This is a genomic window from Kocuria sp. LHG3120, from assembly GCF_049897445.1.
GTDB classification, from domain to species: domain Bacteria; phylum Actinomycetota; class Actinomycetes; order Actinomycetales; family Micrococcaceae; genus Kocuria; species Kocuria rosea.
The window spans coordinates 821,476-845,824 of sequence record NZ_JAFCWG010000001.1 but is presented as its reverse complement, the minus strand read 5'-3'; the positions used below and the strand labels follow the sequence as shown (position 1 = coordinate 845,824).

Below are 24,349 nucleotides of genomic sequence, written 5' to 3'. Positions count from 1 at the left end.
CCCCGATCGGCCTCAGGCCCCGGGAGGACCCATGCCGCACCCCACACCCCGCCGATGGACCGTGGCCGCGGCCCTGGCCGGCACCCTCGCGCTCACCGTGCCGAGCGCCGTCACGGCGGCTCCGGGAGAGGCCGACGACGCCGGAACGCTCGCCCCGACCGCCGCGGCCGTGCCCGTGCAGCAGGTGCTGGACCACCTCGAGGTGTTCCAGGCCGTCGCCCACGCCAACGGCGGCAACCGGGCCTCGGGCACCCCGGGCTACCGGGGCAGCGCGGACTACGTGGTCGGCCGGCTGCGCGCCGCCGGCTACGCCCCGCGGGTCCAGAGCTTCTCCTTCCCGTTCTTCCAGGAGGTCGTCCCGACCACCGTGGCCGTGCCCGGCCCGGATGGTGTCCCGCGGACCCTGACCGCGGCGGAGGCGGCCGTCATGGTCTACTCCGGATCCGGCACGGTGACCGCCCCGGTGCAGGCCGTGGACACCACCGGCGCCCCGGCGGCGAGCACCAGCGGCTGCGAGGCCGAGGACTTCGCCGGCTTCACGGCGGGCAGCGTCGCCCTGCTCCAGCGGGGCACGTGCACCTTCGGGGTGAAGGCCGCCAACGCCCAGGCCGCCGGGGCGTCCGCGGTGCTGATCTTCAACACCGGTCTGCCCGGCGAGGAGGGCGTGGTCGCCGGCACGCTCGGGGAGCCCGGTGCCACGACCCTCCCGGTGGTCGGTCTCAGCCATGCGGCAGGGACGGCCCTGCTGGGCGGGGGCGAGGTGACCGTGACGGCCCAGACCGTCTCCGAGAACCGCGAGACCGTCAACGTCCTGGCCGAGACGGGCTCGGGCGAGTCCGGGAGCACGGTGATGGTCGGCGCCCACCTGGACAGCGTCCCCGAGGGCGCGGGCATCAACGACAACGGCTCGGGCTCCGCGGGGATCCTGGCGATCGCCGAGGCGCTCGCGGGCACGGAGACCGCGAACACCGTGCGCTTCGCCTGGTGGGGCGCGGAGGAGTTCGGCCTGCGCGGCTCCAGCCACTACGTCGCGGACCTGAAGGCGAACGACCCCGCCGCGCTGGAGGACATCGCCGTGTACCTGAACTTCGACATGATCGGCTCCCCGAATTACGGGCGCTTCGTCTACGACGGCGACCACTCCGCGTTCCCGCCCGTGCAGGGCCCCGATGGGCCCGTGACCGCCCCGGCGGGCTCGGCCGCGATCGAGGCGGCCTTCCACGAGCACTTCGGCTCCGTGGGCCTGGCCTCCGGCGAGACCGAGTTCAGCGGCCGCAGCGACTACGGGCCCTTCATCGCCGAGGGCGTCCCCTCCGGCGGCCTGTTCACCGGCGCCGAGGGGATCAAGACCGCGGAGCAGGCCGCGCTGTTCGGCGGCCGGGCCGGAGTCGCCTACGACTTCTGCTACCACGGCGCGTGCGACGACCTCGCCAACGTCGACGCCCGGGGACTGGGCGAGATGACCGACGCGGCGGCAGCCGTGATCCAGCGCTTCGCGGCCTCCACCCGGGACGTCGACGGCACGGGGGCGGACGAGAGCGCGCAGCAGGACGGACGCGGGCTCCCGCTCGGTCCGGCCACCGCGGACCAGGGGAGCGGCCCGCACAGCGCCGCCGACGACGTGCCGGTGCAGTGAGCGGCGGGAGGTCGGGACCGGGCGGCCCCCGACCTTCCTCCGCACAGTCGTTGTCGGGGGAGCGGTGGCGTTCCACGACAGCAGGACGAGTCCCCCCGGAGCACCCGCGCCGCCACCGCCACTCCGCGCCCCATTGCTCACCCGGCCACCGGGTGGGAGGGTGAGGCCATGACTCCTCCCCGGACCCCCGACCGCTCGGCGCCGAGCCGGCGCGGCGTCCTGTTCGACGTCGACGGCACCCTCATCGACTCGAGCTACCTGCACACCGTCGCCTGGTGGCACGCCTTCAACCAGGCCGGGCACGACGTCCCCATGCACCGCATCCACCGGCTCATCGGCATGGGCTCGGAGCAGCTGATCGAGGAGCTGCTGCCCGCGGACCGGGACCGGGACGGGGACGACGCCATCGGCGCGGCCCACGGGGCCCTGTTCTCCGTGCACTGGCCGGGGCTCAAGCCCACTCGCGGCGCCGCCGAGCTGCTGCGCCGCTGCACCGACGCGGGGCTCGTGGTGGTGCTGGCGTCGTCGTCGAACGTCACCGAGGTGGCCGCCATGCGGGAGGCCCTCGGCTCGGACGACCTGCTCACGGCGGTCACGACCGCCACGGACGCCGAGCACAGCAAGCCCGCCCCGGACATCTTCGCCGCGGCGCTGGAGGCCGGCAACCTGCGCCCCGAGGACGCGATCGTGGTGGGGGACGCCCGCTGGGACGTCGAGTCCGCGTGGAAACTCGGCCTCGACGCCGTGTGCCTGACGAGCGGCGGGATCAGCGAGGCGGAGCTGCGCGAGGCCGGGGCCGTGGCCGTCTACGCGGACCCGCAGGCCCTCCTCGACGACTTCGAGAACAGCCCCCTGGGCCGGCTCGTCCCGGCGGGCTGAGCGCCCCCGCCGGCTCCCGCGCGGACCGCGCCGCGCACCACCGCTAACGAAAGGCCCCGGAATGACCACCGACGACAGACCCGTCCTCGTGTTCGACGTGAACGAGACCCTCTCCGACATGCGCCCTCTGCGCCACGCCTTCGAGGAGGTCGGGGTGCCGGGGGAGCTGGCGGCCACGTGGTTCGCCTCCGTCCTGCGGGAGGGCTTCGCGCTGGCGGTCCACGGCGAGGCCCAGCCGTTCTCCGTGCTGGGGCAGGAGACGGCGCGCACGCTCTTCACCCTGCACCCGCCGGCCGGGGACGTGGAGGACGCCGTGGCCCGGGTCCTGGACGCCGTGCAGCGGCTGCCCCTGCACGCGGACGTCCCGGACGGGGTGCGCTCCCTGGCCGACGCCGGGTTCCGGCTCACGGCCCTCACCAACGGCTCCGCGGCCACCGCCGAGGGCCTGCTCGAGCGCGGGGGCGTGCGGCAGCACTTCGAGCACGTCTGCTCCGTCGAGGAGGCCCCCTGCTGGAAGCCGGCGTCCGAGGCCTACACCTGGGCGAGCGGGGCGTGGGGCGTGCCGCCGGAGCAGATGCTCATGGTCGCGGTGCACCCCTGGGACCTGCACGGCGCCGCCCGGGCGGGGCTGCGCACGGCCTGGATCGACCGGCACGGCTCGCCCTGGCCGGGGTACGCGCGCACCCCGGACCTCACGGTGTCCGGGGTGCGGGAGCTCGCCGCGCGGCTGGCCGCCGGCGGCGCCGTGCTGACGGCCTGACGGCTCAGCTCACAGCTTGACGACCATCTTGCCGGTGTTGGCCCCGGCGAGCAGGTCGATGAACGCCTGCGGGGCGTCGTCCAGCCCCTCGCGCACGGTCTCGTCCCACCGGATCTCGCCGGCCGCGAGCCAGCCGGCCATCTTCTCGCGGAACTCCGGGCCCAGGTCCTGGTGACCGCTCACCAGGAAGCCCTGCAGGCTCAGCTGCTTGCCGATCGCCAGCGCCAGGTTCCGCGGCGCCGCCGGGGGCTCGGTCGCGTTGTACTGCGAGATCGCCCCGCACAGGCACACGCGGCCGTGGACGTTCAGCGCGGAGATCGCGGCCTCCAGGTGCTCGCCGCCCACGTTGTCGAAGTAGACGTCGATGCCCTCGGGCGCCGCGCGCCGCAGCTGGGGGAGGACCGGGCCGTCGTGGTAGTTGAAGGCGGCGTCGAAGCCGAGCTCCAGCAGGCGGGCGACCTTCTCGGGGGAGCCGGCGCTGCCGACCACGCGGGCGGCGCCGCTGAGCTTCGCGATCTGGCCGACGAGCGAGCCCACGGCCCCGGCGGCGCCGGAGACGAAGACCGTGTCCCCGGGCCGGAACCGTGCGGCCGCCATGAGGCCGGCGTACGCGGTGAGCCCCGGCATGCCGAGCACCCCCAGATAGGCCGACTCCGGGGCGAGGGCGGGGTCCACCACGGTGGCGGAGGCGGCCTCGACGAGCGCGTGCTCCCGCCACCCGGCCCCGTGCAGCACCGTGGCGCCCACGGGCAGCTCGGGCGCGGAGGAGGCGATGACCTCGCCGACAGCGCCGCCGTCGAGCGGGTGGTCCACCTGGAACGGCGGGACGTAGGACTTCACGTCGTTCATCCGACCGCGCATGTACGGGTCCACGGACATCCAGCGGTTGGCGACCACGACCTGGCCGGGGCCGGGCGCGGGCAGCGCGGCCTCCTCGAGCCGGAAGTTCTCGGGGGTGGGGGTGCCGTCGGGGCGGGAGGCGAGCACGACCTGGCGGGTGCTGGTGGGCGGGGTCATCGGTTCTCCTGGGGGTCGAGGGAAGGGGGCGGGGGAGCGGGGATCAGTCGTCGGCGACGGTCACGCGGACGTCGACGTTGCCGCGGGTGGCGTTCGAGTACGGGCACACCTGGTGGGCCTTGTCCGCCAGGGCCTGCGCGGTGGCCGGGTCGAGGTCGGGGAGCACGACCTCGAGGTCGACCTCGAGGCCGAAGCCGCCCTGGCCGTTGCCGCCGATGCCCACGCGGGCCCCGACGCTGGAGTCGCCGAGCTTCACCTTCTCCTGCCGGGCCACCATCTGCAGCGCGGAGTGGAAGCAGGCGGCGTAGCCCGCGGCGAAGAGCTGCTCGGGGTTGGCGCCGTCGCCGGAGCCGCCCATCTCCTGCGGGACGGCCAGGCCCAGGTCGATCCGGCCGTCGGTGGTGCGGGTGCGGCCGTCGCGGCCGGCGCCGGTGGCGAGGGCCTCGGCGGTGTAGACGGTGTCCATGCTGGTCACTCCTGGGTGTCGGTGGTGGTGGTTCGGGTTCCGGTGCTGTCCGCACCGGCGCGGTCCGCGGCGCCCGGATCGGCGGGGGCGCCGATCCGCCGGGCCAGTGCCCGCAGCGTCTCCATCTCGGCGGCGGTCAGCCCCGAGGCCTCCAGGACGCGCCGCTGCACGGCCGGGGCGCGCTCGCGCAGCCGGTGGCCGGACGGCGTGAGGTGGACGGTGACCCGCCGCTCGTCGTCGTGCTCCCGGCGGCGCTCGAGGAGCCCGCCGGTCTCCATCCGCTTGAGCAGCGGGGAGAGGGTGCCGCTGTCCAGGCGGAGGCGGGAGCCCAGCGCCGAGACGGTCTGGCCGTCCTCCTCCCACAGCGCGAGCAGCGCGAGGTACTGCGGATAGGTCAGGCCGAGCTCCGCCAGCGGCTCGCGGTAGGCCGCGGTCGTGGCGCGTGAGGCGGCGTAGAGCGCGAAGCACAGCTGCGCGTCGAGCCGGAGATCTGCGTCCATGACCCCATGGTGGCACAGGGGTCGGTTGGGCACAACTCAGTTGTGCACAACCGAAACTGGGGCGCGGATCAGCGGGTCGCCTCCTCCAGGTGCTCGAGCACGTGCCGGTACGGGTGGCCGGTGGCCTCCGTCATGCCCTGCTCGCACGTGCGGTTGAGGGACGCGTAGGCGTCGAAGCGGCGGCCGGTGACCTCGCGGGCCTCGGCCGCGGTGGCCGAGGCCGTGAACTCGGGGTGCAGCATCCCGCGGTCCCCGGCGTAGGCGCAGCAGCCCCAGTCCTTCGGCACGACCACGTCCTCGCTGATCGCCCGGGCCAGGGTCTCGAAGGCGCCGGTGATGCCCAGGTGCACGCTCGAGCACGTGGGGTGCAGCGACATGGACCCGATCGGGCGGCTGACGGTCAGCCGCCCCAGCACCCGGTCCGCCACGAACTCCACCGCGTCCACGAACCGCAGCGCGTGGTACTCGCTGGACGCCGCCGCCAGCTCGGACATGGTCTCCAGGCCCTCGGTGCAGGACGCGGCGTCGCAGACGACCGGCAGCTCGCCCTGGCGGGTCGCCTCCCACAGCCCGGCCAGCGTCCGCTCCGACATCGTGGCGTACCCGGTGGGCAGTCCCTTCGACTTCCACGGCGTCCCGCAGCACAGGTTCCCGATGCCCTCGGGGACGGTGACGTGCACCCCGGCGCGGTCGCACAGCGCCAGGAACGCCTCCGAGGCGGTCAGGCCGGTACCGCCCCCGGGGCGGGCGGCCGTGCCGAACATCGAGTTGATGCACGCCGGGAAGAACACGGCCTCCGCGGCCGGGTCCCGCCGGTGCGGCCGGGGCGGGCCGCCCGCGGGCAGCTCCGCCTTGTACTGCGGCACGTGCTCGGCGCCGAGGACGGCCCGGGCCGCGGCGGTCGCGGCGGCCGGCAGCGGGGCGGGCAGGGCCTTCGCGGCGGTCAGGCCGAGCCCGGCGCCCGTCGTCGTCGCCCCCCACGCCCGCGCCGCGGCGCCCCAGCCGGCGTCCGCGACCCGGCTGTGGTCCTCGGCGCGCAGCCGGCGCACGAGGTCGCCCGTGTTGATGAGCACGGGGCAGGCCGTCACGCACATCCCGTCCACGGCGCACGTCTGCAGGCCCTCGTAGTCGTACTCGGCGCGCAGCCGACCGGCGAGCTCCGTGTCCCCCCGCTCCTCGGCCGCCGCGATCTCCCGGCGGCCCACGATCCGCTGCCGCGGCGTGAGGGTGAGGTCCTTGGACGGGCAGACCGGCTCGCAGTAGCCGCACTCCACGCACCGGTCCACCTCCTGCTCCACCGTGGGCGCGGTCTTGAGGTCTCGCACATACACCGTGGGGTCCTCGTTGAGCAGCACGCCCGGGTTCAGCAGCGCGCCCGGGTCGACGAGCCGCTTGAGCGCCACCATGACGTCGTAGAGCTCGTCCCCGTACTGCCGGCGCACGAACGGCGCCATGTTGCGGCCCGTGCCGTGCTCGGCCTTGAGGGAGCCGTGGTGGTCGAGGACCAGGGTGACCATGTCCTCGGTGAAGCGCTCGTAGCGGGCCAGCAGGTCCGGGCGGTCGAACTGCTCGTTGAGCATGAAGTGGACGTTGCCGTCCTTGGCGTGCCCGAAGATCACCGAGTCCCGGTAGCCGTGGGCGTCGAAGAGCCCCGTGAGCTGCTCGCAGGTCTCGCCGAGCTCCGCGACAGGGACGACGACGTCCTCGAGCAGCGCGTTGGACCCGCTCGGCCGGGCCCCCGCCACGGTGGTGTAGAGGCCCTTGCGCACGGTCCACAGCGCCGCCCGGGCCGCGGGGTCGTCCGTCAGGGCGGGCGGTACCGCGAGGTCCAGGGTGCGGAACAGCCCGGCGGCGCCCGCCGAGAGCTCCTGCTCCTCCTCGGGCGTGCGGCCCTGGTACTCGACGAGCAGCGCCGCGTGGTCGCGGACGTCGATGTCCAGGATCTGCGCCGGGGCCAGTCCCGTGCGCTGGGAGACCTTCAGGGACGTGGCGTCCAGCAGCTCGACCGTGGCCGAGCGGGCCGCCACCAGGGCGGGCACCGTGCGGGTGGCCGCGGCCAGGTCCGGGAACACCAGCAGTCCCGTGGAGGCGAACGGCAGGATCTCCACCGTCCGGAAGACCGCCTGGGCCACGAAGCCCAGGGTGCCCTCGCTGCCGACCATCAGGTGCTCGAGGATCCGCACCGGCTCGTCGTGGTCCAGGAAGGAGTTGAGGCCGTAGCCCATGGTGTTCTTCATCGAGAACTGCCGCTCGATCGTGCGCACCGACGCCGGGTCGCCGCGCACCCGGTCCCGCAGCCGCAGCAGACCCTCGTGCAGGGCGGGCTCGAGCTCCCGCAGCCGCCGGTCGGCGTCCGGGTCCGCGGTGTCCACCCGGGTCCCGGAGGGCAGGACGAACACCAGGGACTCCAGCGTCCGATAGGTGTTGGCGTCGGTCCCGCAGGCCATGCCCGAGGAGTTGTTGGCCACCACACCGCCGATCGTGCACGCGGCCTCGCTCGCCGGGTCCGGCCCCAGCTTGTGGCCGTACGGGGCCAGCCGGGCGTTGACCTGCCGCACCGTGGCCCCGGGCTGCACACGGACCCGCCGGCCGCCGTCCAGCACCTCGACCTCCCGGAAGTTCCGCCGGACGTCGACCAGCACCTGGTCCGTCACGGACTGCCCGGACAGGGACGTCCCGCCGGAACGGAAGGTCAGGCCCAGGCCGTGGCGGGCGACCGCGCGGAAGAGGTGGCCCATGTCCGCGGCCGAGCGCGGGCGCACCACCGCCGCGGGCTGCAGCAGGTAGTGGGAGGCGTCGTGGGCCAGCGCGCGGTGCTCGAGCTCCGAGGTCACCACCGCGTCGCGGCCGCACCAGGTCCGCAGCTCCTCCAGCAGGGCCTCGGGGGCAGGGGCGGGATGCGTGGTGGGGGCGGTCATGGGATCTCCTGACGGGGAGGCGGGGTGGCCGGGGTGGTCCACGCCACATCCTATGGTGTGACCACAGGCGCCGCAGCGGTCCGCCCGGCGGGGGCCGCCGGGGCCCGGCCGACCGGGCCTGTTCGTTCCGGTCCGCCGGCCCCGGGCGGTGCGGGGGGATTGTGGGCGGCGCCGTTTTGGGGGAAGCTCGGGCCACGGGCCCGCCGGCCCGGGAGCCGACCCCTGGAGGAGATCACCATGGACCCCATCTGCCCGTCCTGCGGCGGGCCCCTGCGCCAGATCCCCGAGGACCAGTGGCCCGAGGGCGGCCCGGTGCCGGAGGGCACGGTCGAGATGTACCTGTGCGACAGGACCAACCACCGGATCATCGTGGCGGTCCCCGAGATCTCCGGGTGAGCGACCCCGAGCCGGAGGTCCGCCGGGTGGTGGTGGTGCACGGCTACGACGCCGCCCCCGACCAGCACTGGTTCCCGTGGCTGCGCGACCGGCTCGCCGCCGAGGGCGTGCGGACCGAGGTCGTGGAGCTGCCGGAGCCGTCCTTCCCGGAATCCGGGGCGTGGCTGGCCGCCGTGGCGCGGGCGGTGGGCGAGCCGGACCGGCACACCCACCTGGTGGGCCACAGCCTGGGCTGCATCACGATCCTGCGCCACCTCGCCGGTCTGCCCCAGCCGTGGACGCTGGGCGGGCTGGTGCTCGTGGCCGGCTTCACGGGACGGCTCGAGGCCGTGCCGCTCCTCGACGAGTTCCTCGCCGAGGACGTGGACGTCTCCGCCGTGCGCGCCGGCGCCCGGCGCCGCCTGGTGCTGCGCTCGGACGACGACCCGACCGTGCCGGCGGCCGCCACCGAGGCGCTCGCCGCGCGGCTCGGCGCCCCCGTGCGGGTGGTGCCGCGGGCGGGGCACTTCTGCGGCTCCGACGGCGTCACCCGCCTGCCCGCGGTGCTCGAGGCCCTGGTGCCGCGCGGCGGCTGACAGGGCTCCGTGGGCGAGCGACCGGTGCGGGCGGGCCGGGGGAGAGCCGCTCAGTCCGTGAGCGTCAGCAGCACGGCCTCCGGCGGGCAGAACAGCCGGATCGGGGCGAAGCGGGACGTCCCCAGGCCCGCCGAGACGTTGACCGGCACCCCGCCCTGGGTGATGAGCCCCTTGCAGCGCTCCGGCTCGAGGTCGCAGTTGCTGACCAGTGCCCGCCCGCCCGGCAGGCAGACCTGCCCGCCGTGCGTGTGCCCGGCCAGCACCAGCTGCGCGCCGTCCGCCGCGAAGCGGTCGAGGGTCCGCAGGTAGGGGGCGTGGGCCACCCCCAGGCGCAGGTCCGCCGTCGCCGGGTCCCCGAAGCCGGGGTGCCGGTCGTAGCCCAGGTGCGGGTCGTCCACCCCGGACAGGTCCAGGGTGAGGCCGGCGACCTCCATCCGGGCGGAGCGGTTGATCAGCGGGGTCCAGCCCGCGGCGTCGAACGCGTCGTGCATGTCCTGGGTGGGCAGCCGGGGCGCCTCGTCCCGGCCCTCCCCGGAGGTGTCCCGCCACAGGTAGCGGAACGGGTTCTTGGGCCGCGGCGCGAAGTAGCAGTTGGACCCCGGGACGTAGGCCCCGGGGAAGCGGAACAGCGGGTCCAGGATCTCCAGCAGCCACGGCAGCGCCTCGGGGTGGGAGAGGTTGTCCCCGGTGTCCACCACGAGGTCCGGCTCCAGCGCCGCGAGCGAGTGCACGAACTCCCGCACGGCGCGCTGGCCGGGCCAGACGTGCAGGTCCGACAGGTGCAGGATCCGCAGCGGCGCGCTGCCCTCGGGCAGCAGCCGGAGCCGTTCCGTGCGCAGCTGGAACCGGCGGCGCTCGACGACGACGCCCCACGCGCCGAGGCCCGCCGCCGCACCGGCACCGGCCGCCGTCACGGCGGCGGCGGTCCGCAGGGCGGGCGCGACGGCGCCCCGGGGGGTGTGCACGCGTTCCACTCCCGCTCCCGGCCTCAGCCGGGCTCCGAGGTGCCGTTGCGGCCCTCGAGCACGCGGTCGGAGGGCTCCGCGAACTCGTCCGTGTCGTAGTCCCGGGCCACCTCCTCCATGAACCGCTGCCACTGGCCGCCGGCGTAGGTGGAGCCGTCCACCCAGTCGTCGCCCTCGGTGCGCTCCCCGCCGATCGACAGCCCGTTCAGGGACCGGGAGCCGAACTCGTAGTTGCCGACCCAGGAGGCGGTGGCCAGGCCCTGGGTGTAGCCGATCATCCACGTCTGGGTGGAGTTGTCGGTGGTGCCGGTCTTGGCGGCGGAGGCGCCCGGCAGGCCGATCTCCCGCTGCCAGCCGGAGCCGCGGATCAGGGTCTGGTTGAGCGCGAAGTTCACGCCGTCGGCTACGTCCTCGCTGATCACCCGCTCGCAGGACGTCCCGGGGATCTCGTACTCCTTGCCCGTGTAGTCCACGACCCGCTCGAGGGCGCGGGGCTCGCACATCTCGCCGCGGTTGGCGAACGCCGAGTAGGCCCGGGCCATGGTCATCGGGGAGATGTCCACGGAGCCGCCCAGCAGGGACGCCAGGACCGTGGTGTCCACGGGCTCGCCGTTCTTGCCGTTGACGATGCCCAGGGACTCGGAGATCTCGCCGATGTCGCACAGGTCGAGGTCCTCGGCCATCGCGTAGATCGCGGTGTTGATCGAGTTGTACAGGCCGAAGTCGGCCTCCATCTCCCGGGTGTAGCCGGACTCGGCGTTCTGGATCTCGAAGCCCTCGCCGTTGTTGCCGGGCTCGATCTTGTACCCGCGCTCCAGGCACGAGGCCTTCCACCGGTGGTCGGCGGGCCAGCGGGTGCGGGTCGCGTCGATCTCGTCCTCCGCGCCGTTGCCGGCGTCGATCCACGCGGCGTACGTCAGCGGCTTGTAGGTCGAGCCGACCTGGAATCCGCCGGCCCCGCCCATCCACGAGTCCACGTTGAAGTTGTACGTGGTGTTGGAGGCGCCCTCGCCGGTGGAGTAGTAGGTGTTCTGCGCCATCGCCACGATGTCCCCGTTGGAGGGCTCGAGGGACACGAGCGCGGTGGAGACGTTGTCCGGGTTGTCGTCCCGCGGCTGGGTCTCGTTGACCGACTCCTCGGCCACCCGCTGGGCCTCGACGTCGAGCGTGGTGGTGATGGTGAGCCCGCCGAGCTGCAGGGTCTTGAGCCGCTCCTCGGGAGTCTCGCCGAACGCGGAGTCCTGGAGGATGGAGTTCTCCACGTAGTCGCAGAAGTAGGGGGCGATCTCGGCGGCCGTGCACCCGGAGTTCGTGGGGTTGGGGTCCACCTCGATGGGCTCGGCGGCCGCGGCCGCGTGCTCCTCCTGGGTGATGGCCCCGGTGGTGAGCATCGTGTCGAGCACGATGTTGCGCCGCTCGGTGGCCGCCTCCGGGTTCGCGGCGGGGTCGTAGTAGTTGGGGGACTGCACCATCCCGGCCAGGACGGCGGACTGGGAGATGCTCAGGTCGGACGCGGGGATGCCCCAGTAGTACTGGGCGGCCGCCTCCACGCCGTAGTTCTGCCCGCCGAAGAGCACCATGTTGAGGTAGCCCTCGAGGATCTCGTCCTTGCTCAGCTCCTGCTCCATGGACAGGGCGAGCTTGATCTCCTTGATCTTGTCCGTGTAGCCCTTGTCGGCGCCGATGGTGGTGGCCTCCTCGCCGGCGCGGACCTGGGAGTCGATGAGCAGGTTGTTCACGTACTGCTGCGTGATGGTCGACGCGCCCTGGCGGGCGTCCGGGCGGATGATGTTGTTGCCCAGGGCGCGCAGGATGCCGCCGAGGTCCACGCCGCCGTGCTCGTAGAAGTCGCGGTCCTCGATCGCGAGGATCGCGGCACTCATGTGCGGGGACATCTCGTCCAGGGACACAGGGGTGCGGTTCTGCGCGTAGAACGTGGCGATCTCGGTCCCGTCCCGCGCCACCACGGTGGAGGCGCGCGACATCGGCCCCGCCTCCATCTGGGCCGGGAGGTCCTTGAACCACCCGATGGAGGCGTTGGCGGCGAGACCGGTGGCGGCTGCGGGGGGGACCAGGAGACCGGCGGCCACGATGCCGGCAACGACGCTCGTGGCGATGAACGCCACGACGTTGCCCAGGGCTGACGGTGCCTGCGCGGCAGGGTTCTTGCGGGAAGCCATTCGGACAGTCTACAAGCGCGAACCTGGCCGCAGCCGGTGTGCGGCCCGTCACGGCGGAGCGCGTCCCCGCGTTCGTGGCTACGCTGGGGCCATGACTACCTGGGAATACGCCACCGTGCCGCTCATGATCCACGCCACCAAGCAGATCCTCGACAACTGGGGCGACGACGGGTGGGAGCTCGTCACCGTGCTCCCCGGCAGCACCCCCGCCGACGTCCCGGCGGGCAACGTGAACGCCCCCGTCCAGACCAACCCCATCGCCTACTTCAAGCGCCCCAAGGGCTGACGCCCGGACACCGCAGCCCCACCACACCGGAGGACTTCCATGAGCAACGGCTCCGCCGTCGAATCCCGCATCGCCGAGCTCGGCCTCGAGCTCCCGGCCGTCGCGGCCCCCGTGGCCGCCTACGTGCCCGCCGTGGTCACCGGCTCGTGGGTGCACACCTCGGGCCAGCTGCCCTTCGTGGACGGGCAGCTGCCCGCCACCGGCAAGGTGTCCGCGTCCGGGGCGGCGGGCACCGTCTCCCCCGAGGACGCCCATGAGCTCGCGGCCCGCGCCGCCCTCAACGCCGTGGCCGCGGTCAAGGAGGCCGTCGGGGACCTGGACCGGGTGGTCCGGATCGTGAAGGTCGTCGGCTTCGTGGCCTCCGATCCCGGCTTCACCGGCCAGCCCGGCGTGATCAACGGCGCCTCCGAGCTGCTGGGCCGGATCTTCGGCGACGCCGGGGTGCACGCCCGCTCCGCGGTGGGCGTCGCGGTCCTGCCGCTCGACGCGCCGGTCGAGGTGGAGCTCGTTGCCGAGTTCCGCTGATTCGCAGCCCCCGCGGCAGGGCCGTCCGCCGGCCGTGCGCTGGTTCGAGATCCCGGAGGGCCAGCGCGGGGCCGCGCAGGCCTGGCTCGAGCGGGGTGCCGGCATCCCCGGCAGCGCGCCCTCACCGGCCGCCGCGGTGGTCTTCGTGCGGGACGGCGAGCACGGCGTGGAGACCTACCTCAAGTACCGCCCGGGCAACTCACCGCTCGGCACCGTCGGGTTCCCCGGCGGGACCCTCGAGCCCCACGACGACGAGCCCCTCGACTGGGCCGGGCCCAGCCCCGCGGACTGGGCGCGCAGGCTCGGCGTCGAGGACGACCTCGGCCGGGCGCGGCGCACCGTGGTCGCCGCGGTCCGCAAGGCGTTCGAGGAGGCGGGCGTCCTGCTGGCCGGGTCGGACACGATGAGCACCATCGAGTCCGTGGAGGGCGCCGAGTGGATGCGCTCCCGGGAGGCGCTCGCTGTGGGGGACGTGTCCATCGCCCAGGTGCTCGGCCGGCGCCGGCTCGTGCTGCGCTCCGACCTGCTCAAGCCGCTCGCGCACTGGATCACCTCCGACTTCGCCCACCGCCGGTACGACATCCACTACTTCACCGCGGTGGTCCCCGACGGGCAGGCCCCGTCCGTGCTCGAGTCGAAGGGCGTCTGGGGCCGCTGGGTGGACGCCGCGCAGGCCGTGGCCGACCCGGCGGGCAGCTGGCTCGGGGACCTCGTGGGGCAGGAGGACACCGTGGGCCGCACGATCGACGACCTCTCCTCGCCCGGCGTGCAGTGCGTGCTCGAGTCGGTTGCCGAGTGCACCTCGGCGATCGCCTTCCTGGCCAGGAAGCGGGCCGTGGTGGCCCGCAACCCGGTGCTCGAGGTGCACGACGGCCGGCCCGTGCTGCGCCTCGACCTGACCTGAGCCGCCGCCGCGCCCGCACACGCGGACGGCCCGGTCACCCGCGAGGGTGACCGGGCCGTCCCGGTGTCGGGGCAGGACTCAGCGGCTGCGCTGCTTGAGCCGCTGCAGGTCGAGGATCACCACGGCGCGCGCCTCGAGCCGGATCCAGCCGCGCTGGACGAACTCGGCCAGCGCCTTGTTCACGGTCTCGCGGGACGCGCCGACGAGCTGGGCCAGCTCCTCCTGGGTGAGCTCGTGCGCCACGAGGATGCCGTCGGTGGCGGGCCGGCCAAACCGGTCGGCCAGGTCCAGCAGCGCCTTCGCCACCCGGCCGGGCACGTCGGAGAAGACCAGGTCGGCGAGGCTCTCATTGGTGCGCCGCAGCCGGCGGGCCAGGGCCTGCAGCAGCTGCGCGGAGACGTCGGGGGAGCGCTCGATGACCTTCTTGAGGTTCTCGTGCTTGAGCCCGGCCAGGCGCGTCTCGGACACGGCGGTCGCGGACGTGGAGCGCGGGCTCGGGTCGAACAGCGCCATCTCGCCGAACAGCTCGCCCGGGCCCATGATCGCCACAAGGCTCTCGCGGCCGTCCGGGGCGGTGCGGCCGAGCTTGATCTTGCCCGAGATGATGAAGTACAGCTGGTCGCCCGGATCGCCCTCGTGGAACAGCGTGGAGCCGCGCGAGAGGTCGACCTCGGTGAGCTCCTCGGTGAGGGCGGCGAAGGCCTGGTCGTCCAGGGACGCGAACAGGGGAGCGCGGCGGAGGACGTCGATATCCATGGTTCTCCTCAAGATGTGCCGCCGGGCCGTTGCCCGTGGCGGCCGATGTCAGCGGGAGTCGCCCGCACCGGTGTGTGAGCGACCTAACGTACCTGACGTTCACTGTAGTGTCTCCGGCCCGCGAATCCCAAGGACGGGCGCGGCGGGCCAGGGCGGGGCGGCAGGCCCGCTCCACGGATTTCCCAGCCGTGCTCCCTATGCTGGTGGCTCGCTCCCCGGCTCCCGGCCCCGAAGAAACCGCAGAGGAACCCGATGTCTCCGTCCTTCAACCTGCTCGACGTCCTCCTGGCCGTCGTGCTCCTGGGCTACCTCTTCTACGGGTTCAGCCGCGGCTTCTTCAACTCCCTGTTCTCCCTGGCCGGTCTCGTGCTCGGCGGGGTGGCGGCGTTCTCGGCCGCCCCGTGGGTGAGCGCGCAGGTGGACCCGCAGTACCGCGTGGGCGCCGTGCTCGCCACGGTCCTGGTCCTGCTGGTGGCGGGGCAGATGCTGGGCGGGCTGCTGGGCCGCGCCCTGTCCGCCGTCACCGAGCGCATGCGCCTGGGCGCGCTCAACCGGATCGCCGGGGCGGCCCTCGACGTGGCCGTCGCCGCGCTCGTGCTCTCGCTCCTCGCCTCGCTCGTCGGCCAGCTGGGCATCCCGGCCGTGTCCCAGCAGGTGGCGTCCTCGACCGTGCTGCGCACGATCGACGAGCACACCCCGGGACCGGTGCGCGCGGCGGTGACCGAGGCCCGGGACGCCGTGGGCGGGGCCACCGGCATCCGTCAGCTCGACGAGCTGCTCTTCCCCGCCGAGGAGGCCCCCGACGAGAGCACGAGCACGCCCGCGCTGCAGGCGGCCGGGCAGTCCGTGGTGCAGGTCTACGGCATGGCGGTGGAGTGCCGCCAGAACCAGACCGGCTCGGGCTTCGTGACCGACGCCGGGCAGGTGGTGACCAACGCGCACGTGGTGGCCGGGGTGGACGAGCCGGTGGTGCAGACCCGGGACGGGCAGGTGCACGCCGCCGCCGTCGTCCACTACGACCCGGGCTCCGACCTCGCCGTCCTCTCCGCGCCGTCCCTGCCGCTGGCCGCGCTGCCGCTCGGGGTGGACCCCGCGGCCGGGGACTCGGTCGCCTTCATGGGCTACCCCCTGGGCGGGCCGTTCGCCGCCGGGCCCGCCACCGTGCAGGGCACCGCGCTCGCACCCGTGGAGGGGACCGGCGGGACGATGGAGATCATCCAGCTGGCCGGTCAGGTGCAGCAGGGCAACTCCGGCGGCCCGCTCGTGGCTCAGGACGGCTCCGTCGTCGGCGTCGTCTTCGCCAAGGCCCTCGAGGGGCAGGTCGGCTACGCCCTCACCCTGGACGAGCTGCGCGGGGCGCTGGGCGCCGCCGCGGGCGCGACCCAAGCCGTGGACTCCGGCTCCTGCGCCGCCTGAGCGGCTACCCCTCCAGGGTCCGCAGCAGGTGCTCGACCGCCATCTCGTAGCCGAAGGCCCCCGCCCCGGCAATCACCACGTCCGCCTGCAGGGACACGTAGGACGTGTGTCGGAACGCCTCGCGCCGGTGCACGTTGGACAGGTGCACCTCCACCACGGGCAGCTCCGCCGCCTCGAGCGCGTCGTGGATCGCGATGGAGTAGTGCGTGAAGGCCGCGGGGTTGATCACGATCGCCGCGCCCTCCGTGCGGGCCTCCTGGATCCGGTCCACCAGGACGCCCTCGTGGTTGGACTGGTGGAACTCGACGTCCCACCCGCCCGCGGCGGCCCGGGCGCGCACGGCCTCCTCGATGTCCCCGAGCGTCGTGGTGCCGTACACCTCCGGGCGCCGGACGCCGAGCAGGTTGAGGTTGGGGCCGTTGAGGACGTAGATCGGTCTGCGCGTGGTGGTCATGCCCGCATCCTCTCACTCCGGCGCCCGCCGGTCCGGGCGCGGCCCCCGGACGCCGCAGCGCCCCCTCGCACGGCAGGAGCGAGGGGGCGCTGCGGAGCTGGGGGCGCGGACTACTTGGCGAGCGAGTCCACGATCTGCTGCATCACGGTCTGGTCCGCGAGGGTCGAGACGTCGCCGACCTCCCGGTCCTCCGCCACGTCCTTGAGCAGCCGGCGCATGATCTTCCCGGACCGGGTCTTGGGCAGCTCGGGGACGATGAGCACCTTCTTGGGCTTGGCGATCGGGGAGATCTCCTTGCCCACGTGGGCCCGCATCTCCTCGGCCAGCTCGGTCTTGTCCCGGCCCTCGGCGTCGGCCTGGTCGGAGAGGATGACGAACGCGATCACGGCCTGGCCGGTGGTCTCGTCCGTGGCGCCCACCACCGCGGCCTCGGCCACGGACGGGTGGGAGACGAGCGCGGACTCGATCTCCGGGGTGGACAGGCGGTGGCCGGAGACGTTCATGACGTCGTCGACACGGCCGAGGATCCACACGTCCCCGTCGGCGTCGCGCTTGGCGCCGTCGCCGGCGAAGTACATCTCGCCGAACCGGGACCAGTACGTGTCCACGTAGCGGTCGTCGTCGCCCCAGATGGTCCGCAGCATCGCGGGCCACGGCTCGCGCAGCACCAGGAAGCCCGAGGTCTCGTTGGGCACGGACTGCCCGGTGTCGTCCACGACGTCGACCTTGATGCCGGGGATCGGCACCTGCGCGGAGCCCGGCTTGGCGGTCGTCACGCCCGGCAGCTGGGAGATCATGATGGCGCCGGTCTCGGTCTGCCACCAGGTGTCGACGATCGGGCAGCGGCCGCCGCCGATGACCCGGTGGAACCAGGTCCACGCCTCGGGGTTGATGGCCTCGCCCACGGTGCCGAGCACCCGCAGGGACGAGAGGTCGTACTCGGCCGGGATCTCCTCGCCCCACTTCATCATGGTGCGGATCGCGGTGGGGGAGGTGTACATGATCGTCACGCCGTACTTCTGCACGATCTCCCAGAACCGGCCGCGGTGCGGGGAGTCCGGGGTGCCCTCGTAGATCACCTGGGTGGAGCCGTTGACCAGGGGGGCGTAGGCGACGTAGGAGTGGCCGGTGACCCACCCGACGTCCGCGGTGCACCAGTAGACGTCCGTCTCCGGCTTGAGGTCGAAGACGTTCTTGTGGGTGAACGCGCCCTGGGTGAGGTAGCCGCCCGTGGTGTGCATGATGCCCTTGGGCTTGCCGGTGGTCCCGGAGGTGTAGAGGATGAACAGCGGGTCCTCGGCGCCCTGCTCGGACGGGGTGTGCTCCGGGGAGGCGGCCTCGACGGCGTCGTGCCACCACACGTCCCGGCCCTCGGTCATCTCGATGTCGGCCTCGTTGCGGCGGACCACGAGGACGTGCTCCACGGTGGCGCCGCCGCGGGAGAGGGCGTCGTCGACGGCCGGCTTGAGCATGGAGGGCTTGCCGCGGCGGAAGGTGCCGTCCGCGGTGACCACGAGCTTCGCCTCGCCGTCCTCGACGCGCGAGCGCAGCGCGTCGGCGGAGAACCCGCCGAAGACCACGGAGTGGATCGCGCCGATGCGGGCGCAGGCCAGCATCGCGATGACCGCCTCGGCGATCATCGGCAGGTAGAGGGCCACGCGGTCGCCCTTGGTCACGCCGAGGCTCTCCATGGCGTTGGCGGCCCGGGACACCTCGTCCTTGAGCTGGGCGTAGGTGTAGCTGCGGCTGTCGCCGGGCTCGCCCTCGAAGTGGATGGCGACCCGGTCCCCGTTGCCGGCCTCCACGTGGCGGTCCACGGCGTTGTAGCACGCGTTGAGGGTGCCATCCTGGAACCACTTGGCAAACGGGGGGTTGGACCAGTCGAGGACCTCGGTGAACTCCTTGTTCCAGGTCAGCAGCTCCCGCGCCTGGCGGCCCCAGAAGTCGACGCCCTCCTCCTCCGCCTGGCGGTAGAGCTCGGCGGTGGCATTGGCCTGGGCCGCGAACTCGGGGCTCGGGGCGAAGGTCCTGCCCTCGGCGGACGTGGTCTCTGAAGCCATGTGGTCTTCCCTTCTCGTCGCACACCGCGCACGGACCCCCGGCGGCACCGGACGTCCGTGTCACAGCTCACATAGTGTCGTTTTCACCCTAGACGATCGGTGCACCCGGTTCCACAGGGGCCACGCCGCACCGGGTCACGGAAGCCCTCCGGGCGCGCCGCCTAGAATCGGGGCATGGTCCCGACTGCCGTGCCCCGCCCGCCCGCCCACCTGCGCGTCGTGGACCCCGCGAAGGCGCGCGCCGGCGCCGCACGGCGCCGCCGGACGGGCGCCCCCGAGTCCCCGCTGGCGCTCAAGCGGCGGGCCCGCCGGATCAACGCGGTGCTCGCCGGGGCGTACCCGTACGCGGTCGCCGAGCTGGACTTCCGCTCCCCGTACGAGCTGCTCGTGGCCACGGTGCTCTCCGCCCAGACCACCGACGTGCGCGTGAACGCGACCACGCCGCGCCTCTTCGCCGCCTGTCCCACGCCGCGGGCGCTCGCCGAGGCGGACGAGGCCGAGATCCAGGAGATCATCCGCCCGCTCGGCTTCTACCGGGCCAAGACCCGGGCCATCCGGACCCTGGCCCAGAAGATCGTGGACGACCACGACGGCGAGGTGCCCGGGCGGCTGGAGGACCTCGTCACCCTGCCCGGCGTGGGCCGCAAGACCGCCAACGTGGTGCTCGGCAACGCCTTCGGGATCCCCGGGATCACCGTGGACACCCACTTCGGCCGGCTCGCCCGCCGCTTCGGCTGGACCGCGGAGGAGGACCCGGTCAAGGTCGAGCGGGACGTCGCCTCACTGTTCGAGCCCCGCGACTGGACCGACCTGTCCCAGCGGCTCGTCTACCACGGGCGGCGCATCTGCCACTCCCGGCGGCCCGCGTGCGGGGTGTGCCCCGTCGCGGACCTGTGCCCGTCCTACGGCGAGGGGCCCACGGACACCGCCCAGGCGGCGGCCCTGCTCAAGTACGAGTTCGCCCCGGGCCGGGAGGAGCTGCTGGAGCTGTTCCTCGCCGGGCGCAGCCGGGCCCAGCTGCAGGCCGACGGCTGGCCCCTGAGCTCGTGAGCGGCACCGACCGGCGAGGAGGACGGCCCGTGGGCGACGCCTACCAGGACCTGCTGCGCGTGGCCCGCAGCGGCCGGCAGCTGCGGATGGAGGACCGCGAGCCGTGGCGGATCGGGCAGATCGACGAGAACTACCGCCGCTCGGCCGTGCTCATCCTCTTCGGCGCGCTCGACGACCTGCCCTCGCGCGCCGCCGAGCACGCGGAGGGCGTGGGCCGGGACCTCGACGTCCTCCTGGTCCAGCGGGCCGCGACGCTGCGCTCCCACCCCGGCCAGGTCGCCTTCCCGGGCGGGCGCCTGGACCCCGAGGACGGGGACCTGCACGAGGTGCTGTCCGTGCCCGGCGGCGAGGTCAGCGCCGCCCACGTGCGCGCGGCCGTCCGCGAGGCCGAGGAGGAGACCGGACTGGACCCGCACGGGGTGGAGGTGCTCGGCGCCCTGGCCCCGGTGCCCCTGCCGGTCTCCAACCACCTCGTCACCCCGGTGCTGGGCTGGTGGCGGGACGTCTCGCCGGTGGACGTCGTGGACCACGCCGAGTCCTCCCTCGTGTTCCGCGTCCCCGTGCTGGACCTCATCGACCCGGCCAACCGGCACTCCGCGACCGTCACGCGCGGCCGGCAGACCTACCGCTCGCCCGCCTTCACGGTCCCCGTGCCCGGCACCGCGTCCACCGTGACCGTCTGGGGGTTCACCGGTGTGCTCCTGGACCGGGTGCTCACCGCCCTCGGCTGGGCCGTGCCCTGGGACACCGGCCGGGACCTGCCCGCACCGCTGTAGCACGCCCGGGGGCATGACGCCGCCCCGGGCGCAACATTGCCGGCGCGCCGGCAAGCGGACTTACCATTCCAGGGTCCCCCGTGCCCACGACCCCCCGAGGAGGCTCCCGGTGGCCTCGCCCCCGACCGGCCCCGAGCGGCCCCGGCTCGCCGAGCAGCTCAGCGCCGCGCGCCGCCGCCGCGGCCTGTCGGTCCGGGCGCTCGCGGCCTCCTGCCGGCTGCCGGCCAGCACCATCCAGGGCTGGCTCAGCGGGGCGCACCTGCCCGGCCCGGCCCTGCGCGAGGAGTTCACGGCCCTGCTGGACGCCCTCGGGCTGACGGACGAGCGCCCCGCGGAGCTGTGGTGGGAGGACGTCAACCGCTCCCGCACTCCGGTCAGGCCGGACTCCACCCCGTACGTGGGCCTGCGCTCCTACCGCCCCGAGGACGAGACGCACTTCTTCGGCCGGACCGCCGAGGTCGCCGTGCTCGGCGAGCGAGTGGTGCGGCTGGCGGACGCCGGCGGGCCCCGCATCCTGGCCGTGGTGGGAGCCTCCGGCGCGGGCAAGTCCTCGCTGCTGGGCGCCGGGCTCCTCGGCCGGCTGCGGGCCGAGGGCGGACCCCTGCACGGGTGGAGCGCCGTGGCCACGACCCCGGGCCTCGACCCGGTGCGCCGGCTCGAGGACGCCGTCGCGGCGGCTCCGGACCTGCTCGTCGTCGACCAGCTGGAGGAGCTCTGGACGGGCGCCCGGGAGGCCGAGGAGCCCGGGCGGTTCCTGGACCGGCTCGCCGCGGCGAGCCGGGACCGGGTGGTCGTCGTCGGCCTGCGGGCGGACTTCTTCGGCACCGCGAGCCGGCACGCCGAGCTGCGCACCGCCCTGGAGCGCCCGGTGCTGCTGGGCGCGCTGACCCGCGAGCAGCTGCAGCAGATCGTGGTGGGCCCCGCCGAGGCCGTCGGCGCCCGGGTCTCCCCGGACCTGGTCGGGGTGATCCTGCGGGACGTCGCCCCCCGCGGCACGGAGGCCGGCGTGGGCCTGCTGCCGATGCTCTCCCAGGCGATGCTCGGCACCTGGGAGCACGCCCGCACCCGCGAGCTGACGGTGGCCGACTACCACGCGGCGGGCGGCATCACGGAGGCCGTGGATCGGCGGGCCGAGGAGGTGCACGCCCGGCTGGGCCCGCGCGAGCAGGAGGTGGCCCGCGCGGTGTTCCTGCGGCTGGTGCGCGTGGTCGGCACCGGGACCTCCGCCACGGTCGTGCGCACCCCGGTGCTCCGGGAGGAGCTGCCGGAGGGCGGGGCGGCCGTGGTCGAGGAGTTCGCCCGCGCCCGGCTGCTGACCATCGACCGGGACGAGATCCAGCTCAGCCACGAGTCCCTGCTGGACCACTGGTCCCGGCTCAGCCGCTGGATCGAGGACAGCCGCCGCGACCTCTACGTCCGCCAGCAGCTTCAGCGCGCCACCCAGATGTGGCTCGCCAACGACCGCGACCCCCTCGCCCTGATCCCGCTGGGCCAGCTCGCCTCCTTCCGGGACTGGACCGGGGACCCGCGCCAGCAGGCGCTCCTGAGCCCGGCCGAGCGCGAGTACCTGGCGGAGAGCGAGCGCCACTACGAGGACGCCCTGGAGCGGCAGAAGCGCAGCGCCCGGGAGATCGAGCGGCGCGGCCACGTGGCCCTCGTCCTGCTCGCCCTGGCCGTCTGCGCGGCCGTGGTGGCCGGGGCGCTGGGCGTCCGCGCGGAGCGCTTCCAGACCGTCGCGGAGACCGCCCGCGACGAGGCGCTCTCCCGCCAGACCGCGCTGGAGGCCTCCCGGATCCGGGGCGAGTCGCCCAACCTCGCCTCGCAGCTGAGCCTCGCGGCCTACCGGATGGCCCCCACCCGGGAGGGCACCTCGGCCCTGATCGACGCCACCGCGGTGAACGCCCCGGAGCGGTGGCTCGGCCCGGACGGCGCGTCCCGGCTCGCGGCGCTGGACGACGGCTCCGTCGTCGCACGCGCCGCCGGGGACGGCCTGCTGTCCGTGTGGCGGGACAGCGACCGGCTCGCCGAGAACCGGGAGGACCTCGCCGTGGTCGACGGCGCCCCCGGACTGAGCGACGTGGACCTCCTGGCGGTGGACGGGCGGGTGCTCGCGGCGGTGGGCGGGCTCGGGCACGTGAGCCTGTGGGACGTCACCGGGGCGCCGGCCCGGCGGCTGGCCGGGCTCGACGTGGGGGCGGGGACCCCGGTCAACGCGGTCGTCCTCTCGCCCGACGGCCGGCAGCTGCTGGCCGGGGGGCGGGGCGAGGTGCTGCGCTGGTCGATCGAGGACCCCGGCGCCCCCGCGCCGCTGCCGGCCCTGGCGCTGGGGGAGGACGCAGACGTCCTGGCCCTGGCGGCCGCCCCCGACGGAACGGTCTACGCGGGCGGGACGTCCGGGGAGATCACCCGGTACGCCACCGACGGCGCCCGCGCGCAGCGCCTCGACCCGGTGCCGACCGGGCGGGTCGTCCGGGCCCTGGACCTCGCCGACGACGGCGCGCTCCTCGCCGCCGGGCTGAGCGCCCGCGAGCTGCGCCTCTACGACGTCGAGGGGGAGCGAGTCTCCCGCTCCGGGACGCTCACGGACTTCGGCAGCTGGATCAGCGACGTCTCCTTCACCCCGGACGGCGAGGCCGTCGTGGCCGCCAGCTTCGACCAGAACGCCTACGTGCACCGGCTCTCCGACCTCGCCCGGATCGACTCCTTCCCGACCGCCGCCCGGGTCACCAGCGCGCTGCGCGTGGGCGAGCGGGTGCTCACCACCTCCCAGGACGGCACCACCCGCTCGTGGGACCGGCGCGGGCCCGTCATCCACCGGCAGGGCGAGCCCGTGTACCAGCTCTCGGTGGACCGGCAGCACACCGTGCTGAGCGCCGTCGGCGTCGGCCCCGACGTCGTGTCCCTCTTCGACCTCTCGGGCGAGGACCCCCGGCCGCTGCCGCCCCCGGAGGCCCCGCCCGGGGAGACCCTCTGGTACGCGGGGGCCGTGGCCCCCGACGCGTCGCTCGTCGCGGGGGGCACCGAGGACGGGGACGTCCTCGTGTGGCCCCTGGACGGGGGCCGCCCGGAGGAGCCGGAGCGCGCCGCGGCCATCGAGGCGGGCATCACGGGCGCCGACGTCACGACGGACGCCGGCACGATCGCGGCGTGGTCCGAGGTGGGCTCCGAGATCGCCCTCCTGCGCCGCGGCCCCGAGGCGCCGCTCCGGCGGGTGGCCACGATCCCCGTCCCCGGCACGGAGGCCGCCCGGTTCGACGCGGACGGCACCCTGTTCGCCGCGGCGGACGACACCAACGGCGTGGAGCTGTGGGACGTGTCCGACCCCGCCGCCCCGCGGCGGGCCGCGGGGCTGGCCCTCGACTCCGTGGCCACCTCGATCGCGTTCTCCCCGGTGGACGACCTCCTGGCTGTGGGCACGGAGGCGGGCCGGGTGCGGCTCTGGGACGTCGCGGACCCGTCCGACCCCCACCCCGTGGGCGAGACCTCGGACGCCCTGTCCTCCGTCAAGGGCCTGCAGTTCTCCGCGGACGGCACCCTGCTGGCCGGGGCCTCCGGCGACAAGTTCGTGTGGATGTGGACCGTGGGCGCCGCGGACCTCGACGTCTACGCGGCCCTGTCCGCCTCCGGCGACCGGATGAACGACGTGCGGTTCGTGGGGGACCGGCTGGTCGCCACCGGCGACGACGGCGTGGTGCGCAGCTGGCTGGTCCGGGCCGAGGACGCGGTCGAGGCGGTCTGCGCCAACCGGGGCGACCCGATCACGGAGGACGAGTGGCGCCGGCACGTGACCGGCGCCCCCTACCGGGACCTGTGCTGAGGCCCCTGTTGTG

General features: G+C 74.4%; 21 protein-coding genes. 12 read left to right on the top strand and 9 right to left on the bottom strand.

Annotated features, from left to right (window positions below):
* Positions 1–31 precede the first annotated feature (31 nt).
* The 3 genes from ACP7CD_RS03900 (at position 32) to ACP7CD_RS03890 (ending at position 3,275) form a co-directional block, all read left to right on the top strand.
* Positions 32–1,636: a M28 family peptidase gene (locus tag ACP7CD_RS03900; protein WP_426118966.1), complete on the top strand. Its 1,605-nt coding sequence runs from the start codon at positions 32–34 to the stop codon at positions 1,634–1,636.
* A 168-nt stretch (positions 1,637–1,804) separates the two neighbouring features.
* Complete coding sequence (locus ACP7CD_RS03895; protein WP_052133114.1) at positions 1,805–2,515, top strand: HAD family hydrolase; 711 nt, start codon at positions 1,805–1,807, stop codon at positions 2,513–2,515.
* A gap of 61 nt (positions 2,516–2,576) precedes the next feature.
* Positions 2,577–3,275 (top strand): haloacid dehalogenase type II, encoded by a 699-nt coding sequence (locus tag ACP7CD_RS03890; protein WP_426118964.1) that lies wholly within the window; start codon positions 2,577–2,579, stop codon positions 3,273–3,275.
* A gap of 9 nt (positions 3,276–3,284) precedes the next feature.
* Here the strand turns inward: ACP7CD_RS03890 and ACP7CD_RS03885 are convergent, their stop codons facing one another.
* From ACP7CD_RS03885 to ACP7CD_RS03870, 4 genes are all read right to left on the bottom strand, one after another.
* Entirely contained in the window at positions 3,285–4,292 is a 1,008-nt protein-coding gene (locus ACP7CD_RS03885; protein WP_426118962.1) for an NADP-dependent oxidoreductase, read from the bottom strand.
* Between the two features lie 43 nt (positions 4,293–4,335).
* Positions 4,336–4,758, bottom strand: coding sequence for an organic hydroperoxide resistance protein (locus tag ACP7CD_RS03880; RefSeq protein ID WP_017832530.1), 423 nt, complete (start codon positions 4,756–4,758; stop codon positions 4,336–4,338).
* Between the two features lie 5 nt (positions 4,759–4,763).
* Positions 4,764–5,258, bottom strand: a complete 495-nt coding sequence (locus tag ACP7CD_RS03875; RefSeq protein WP_426118960.1) for a MarR family winged helix-turn-helix transcriptional regulator — start codon at positions 5,256–5,258, stop codon at positions 4,764–4,766.
* 68 nt (positions 5,259–5,326) lie between these two features.
* Positions 5,327–8,176 carry an FAD-binding and (Fe-S)-binding domain-containing protein gene (locus tag ACP7CD_RS03870; protein WP_426118958.1) on the bottom strand — a complete coding sequence of 950 codons (2,850 nt, stop codon included), beginning with the start codon at positions 8,174–8,176 and terminating at the stop codon, positions 5,327–5,329.
* A gap of 237 nt (positions 8,177–8,413) precedes the next feature.
* On the opposite strand from ACP7CD_RS03870, the gene ACP7CD_RS03865 reads away from it, so the two are divergent.
* Positions 8,414–8,572 (top strand): hypothetical protein, encoded by a 159-nt coding sequence (locus tag ACP7CD_RS03865; RefSeq protein ID WP_017832526.1) that lies wholly within the window; start codon positions 8,414–8,416, stop codon positions 8,570–8,572.
* Entirely contained in the window at positions 8,569–9,147 is a 579-nt protein-coding gene (locus ACP7CD_RS03860; RefSeq protein WP_426118956.1) for an RBBP9/YdeN family alpha/beta hydrolase, read from the top strand. Before ACP7CD_RS03865 ends, ACP7CD_RS03860 begins: the two co-directional genes overlap by 4 nt.
* A 50-nt stretch (positions 9,148–9,197) precedes the next feature.
* On the opposite strand, the gene ACP7CD_RS03855 is transcribed toward ACP7CD_RS03860, so the two are convergent.
* Positions 9,198–10,112, bottom strand: a complete 915-nt coding sequence (locus tag ACP7CD_RS03855) for a metallophosphoesterase (RefSeq protein WP_426118954.1) — start codon at positions 10,110–10,112, stop codon at positions 9,198–9,200.
* A 23-nt stretch (positions 10,113–10,135) separates the two neighbouring features.
* Positions 10,136–12,292 (bottom strand): transglycosylase domain-containing protein, encoded by a 2,157-nt coding sequence (locus ACP7CD_RS03850; protein ID WP_426118952.1) that lies wholly within the window; start codon positions 12,290–12,292, stop codon positions 10,136–10,138.
* A 91-nt stretch (positions 12,293–12,383) separates the two neighbouring features.
* Here ACP7CD_RS03850 and ACP7CD_RS03845 point away from each other — a divergent pair, with 91 nt between their 5' ends.
* From ACP7CD_RS03845 to ACP7CD_RS03835, 3 genes are read left to right on the top strand one after another with little or no spacing between them, the layout of a single operon-like run.
* The gene (locus tag ACP7CD_RS03845) at positions 12,384–12,578 is read left to right on the top strand and encodes a hypothetical protein (RefSeq protein ID WP_031282517.1); all 195 of its coding nucleotides are present in this window, start codon (positions 12,384–12,386) and stop codon (positions 12,576–12,578) included.
* 39 nt (positions 12,579–12,617) lie between these two features.
* A complete protein-coding gene (locus ACP7CD_RS03840) occupies positions 12,618–13,103 on the top strand; it encodes a RidA family protein (protein ID WP_109243634.1) in 486 nt (161 codons plus the stop codon).
* Between the two features lie 34 nt (positions 13,104–13,137).
* Positions 13,138–14,007, top strand: coding sequence for an NUDIX hydrolase (locus ACP7CD_RS03835; protein ID WP_426118949.1), 870 nt, complete (start codon positions 13,138–13,140; stop codon positions 14,005–14,007).
* 78 nt (positions 14,008–14,085) lie between these two features.
* Here ACP7CD_RS03835 and ACP7CD_RS03830 read toward each other — a convergent pair whose 3' ends face one another.
* A complete protein-coding gene (locus ACP7CD_RS03830) occupies positions 14,086–14,763 on the bottom strand; it encodes a Crp/Fnr family transcriptional regulator (RefSeq protein WP_017832519.1) in 678 nt (225 codons plus the stop codon).
* 252 nt (positions 14,764–15,015) lie between these two features.
* On the opposite strand from ACP7CD_RS03830, the gene ACP7CD_RS03825 reads away from it, so the two are divergent.
* Positions 15,016–16,179: a MarP family serine protease gene (locus ACP7CD_RS03825; RefSeq protein ID WP_109268171.1), complete on the top strand. Its 1,164-nt coding sequence runs from the start codon at positions 15,016–15,018 to the stop codon at positions 16,177–16,179.
* Positions 16,180–16,183: 4 nt separating this feature from the next.
* On the opposite strand, the gene aroQ is transcribed toward ACP7CD_RS03825, so the two are convergent.
* Positions 16,184–16,633, bottom strand: coding sequence for a type II 3-dehydroquinate dehydratase (gene aroQ, locus ACP7CD_RS03820; protein WP_109268170.1), 450 nt, complete (start codon positions 16,631–16,633; stop codon positions 16,184–16,186).
* 110 nt (positions 16,634–16,743) lie between these two features.
* Positions 16,744–18,693, bottom strand: a complete 1,950-nt coding sequence (gene acs / locus ACP7CD_RS03815; protein WP_368810046.1) for an acetate--CoA ligase — start codon at positions 18,691–18,693, stop codon at positions 16,744–16,746.
* Positions 18,694–18,867: 174 nt separating this feature from the next.
* Here acs and nth point away from each other — a divergent pair, with 174 nt between their 5' ends.
* From nth to ACP7CD_RS03800, 3 genes are all read left to right on the top strand, one after another.
* Positions 18,868–19,743, top strand: coding sequence for an endonuclease III (gene nth, locus ACP7CD_RS03810; protein WP_426118945.1), 876 nt, complete (start codon positions 18,868–18,870; stop codon positions 19,741–19,743).
* Positions 19,744–19,829: 86 nt separating this feature from the next.
* On the top strand, positions 19,830–20,519 hold the full coding sequence (locus tag ACP7CD_RS03805; RefSeq protein ID WP_081615713.1) for an NUDIX hydrolase: 690 nt from the start codon (positions 19,830–19,832) through the stop codon (positions 20,517–20,519).
* 109 nt (positions 20,520–20,628) lie between these two features.
* The gene (locus ACP7CD_RS03800; RefSeq protein ID WP_426118943.1) at positions 20,629–24,336 is read left to right on the top strand and encodes a helix-turn-helix domain-containing protein; all 3,708 of its coding nucleotides are present in this window, start codon (positions 20,629–20,631) and stop codon (positions 24,334–24,336) included.
* Positions 24,337–24,349 lie beyond the last annotated feature (13 nt).

Bases quoted from the DNA above. Each gene is read 5' to 3' on its own strand.
- ACP7CD_RS03900 (WP_426118966.1), top strand. From the start codon at position 32: ATGCCGCACCCCACACCCCGCCGATGGACCGTGGCCGCGGCCCTGGCC.
- ACP7CD_RS03895 (WP_052133114.1), top strand. From the start codon at position 1,805: ATGACTCCTCCCCGGACCCCCGACCGCTCGGCGCCGAGCCGGCGCGGC.
- ACP7CD_RS03890 (WP_426118964.1), top strand. From the start codon at position 2,577: ATGACCACCGACGACAGACCCGTCCTCGTGTTCGACGTGAACGAGACC.
- ACP7CD_RS03885 (WP_426118962.1), bottom strand. From the start codon at position 4,292: ATGACCCCGCCCACCAGCACCCGCCAGGTCGTGCTCGCCTCCCGCCCC.
- ACP7CD_RS03880 (WP_017832530.1), bottom strand. From the start codon at position 4,758: ATGGACACCGTCTACACCGCCGAGGCCCTCGCCACCGGCGCCGGCCGC.
- ACP7CD_RS03875 (WP_426118960.1), bottom strand. From the start codon at position 5,258: ATGGACGCAGATCTCCGGCTCGACGCGCAGCTGTGCTTCGCGCTCTAC.
- ACP7CD_RS03870 (WP_426118958.1), bottom strand. From the start codon at position 8,176: ATGACCGCCCCCACCACGCATCCCGCCCCTGCCCCCGAGGCCCTGCTG.
- ACP7CD_RS03865 (WP_017832526.1), top strand. From the start codon at position 8,414: ATGGACCCCATCTGCCCGTCCTGCGGCGGGCCCCTGCGCCAGATCCCC.
- ACP7CD_RS03850 (WP_426118952.1), bottom strand. From the start codon at position 12,292: ATGGCTTCCCGCAAGAACCCTGCCGCGCAGGCACCGTCAGCCCTGGGC.
- ACP7CD_RS03845 (WP_031282517.1), top strand. From the start codon at position 12,384: ATGACTACCTGGGAATACGCCACCGTGCCGCTCATGATCCACGCCACC.
- ACP7CD_RS03840 (WP_109243634.1), top strand. From the start codon at position 12,618: ATGAGCAACGGCTCCGCCGTCGAATCCCGCATCGCCGAGCTCGGCCTC.
- ACP7CD_RS03830 (WP_017832519.1), bottom strand. From the start codon at position 14,763: ATGGATATCGACGTCCTCCGCCGCGCTCCCCTGTTCGCGTCCCTGGAC.
- ACP7CD_RS03825 (WP_109268171.1), top strand. From the start codon at position 15,016: ATGTCTCCGTCCTTCAACCTGCTCGACGTCCTCCTGGCCGTCGTGCTC.
- aroQ (WP_109268170.1), bottom strand. From the start codon at position 16,633: ATGACCACCACGCGCAGACCGATCTACGTCCTCAACGGCCCCAACCTC.
- acs (WP_368810046.1), bottom strand. From the start codon at position 18,693: ATGGCTTCAGAGACCACGTCCGCCGAGGGCAGGACCTTCGCCCCGAGC.
- nth (WP_426118945.1), top strand. From the start codon at position 18,868: ATGGTCCCGACTGCCGTGCCCCGCCCGCCCGCCCACCTGCGCGTCGTG.
- ACP7CD_RS03805 (WP_081615713.1), top strand. From the start codon at position 19,830: ATGGAGGACCGCGAGCCGTGGCGGATCGGGCAGATCGACGAGAACTAC.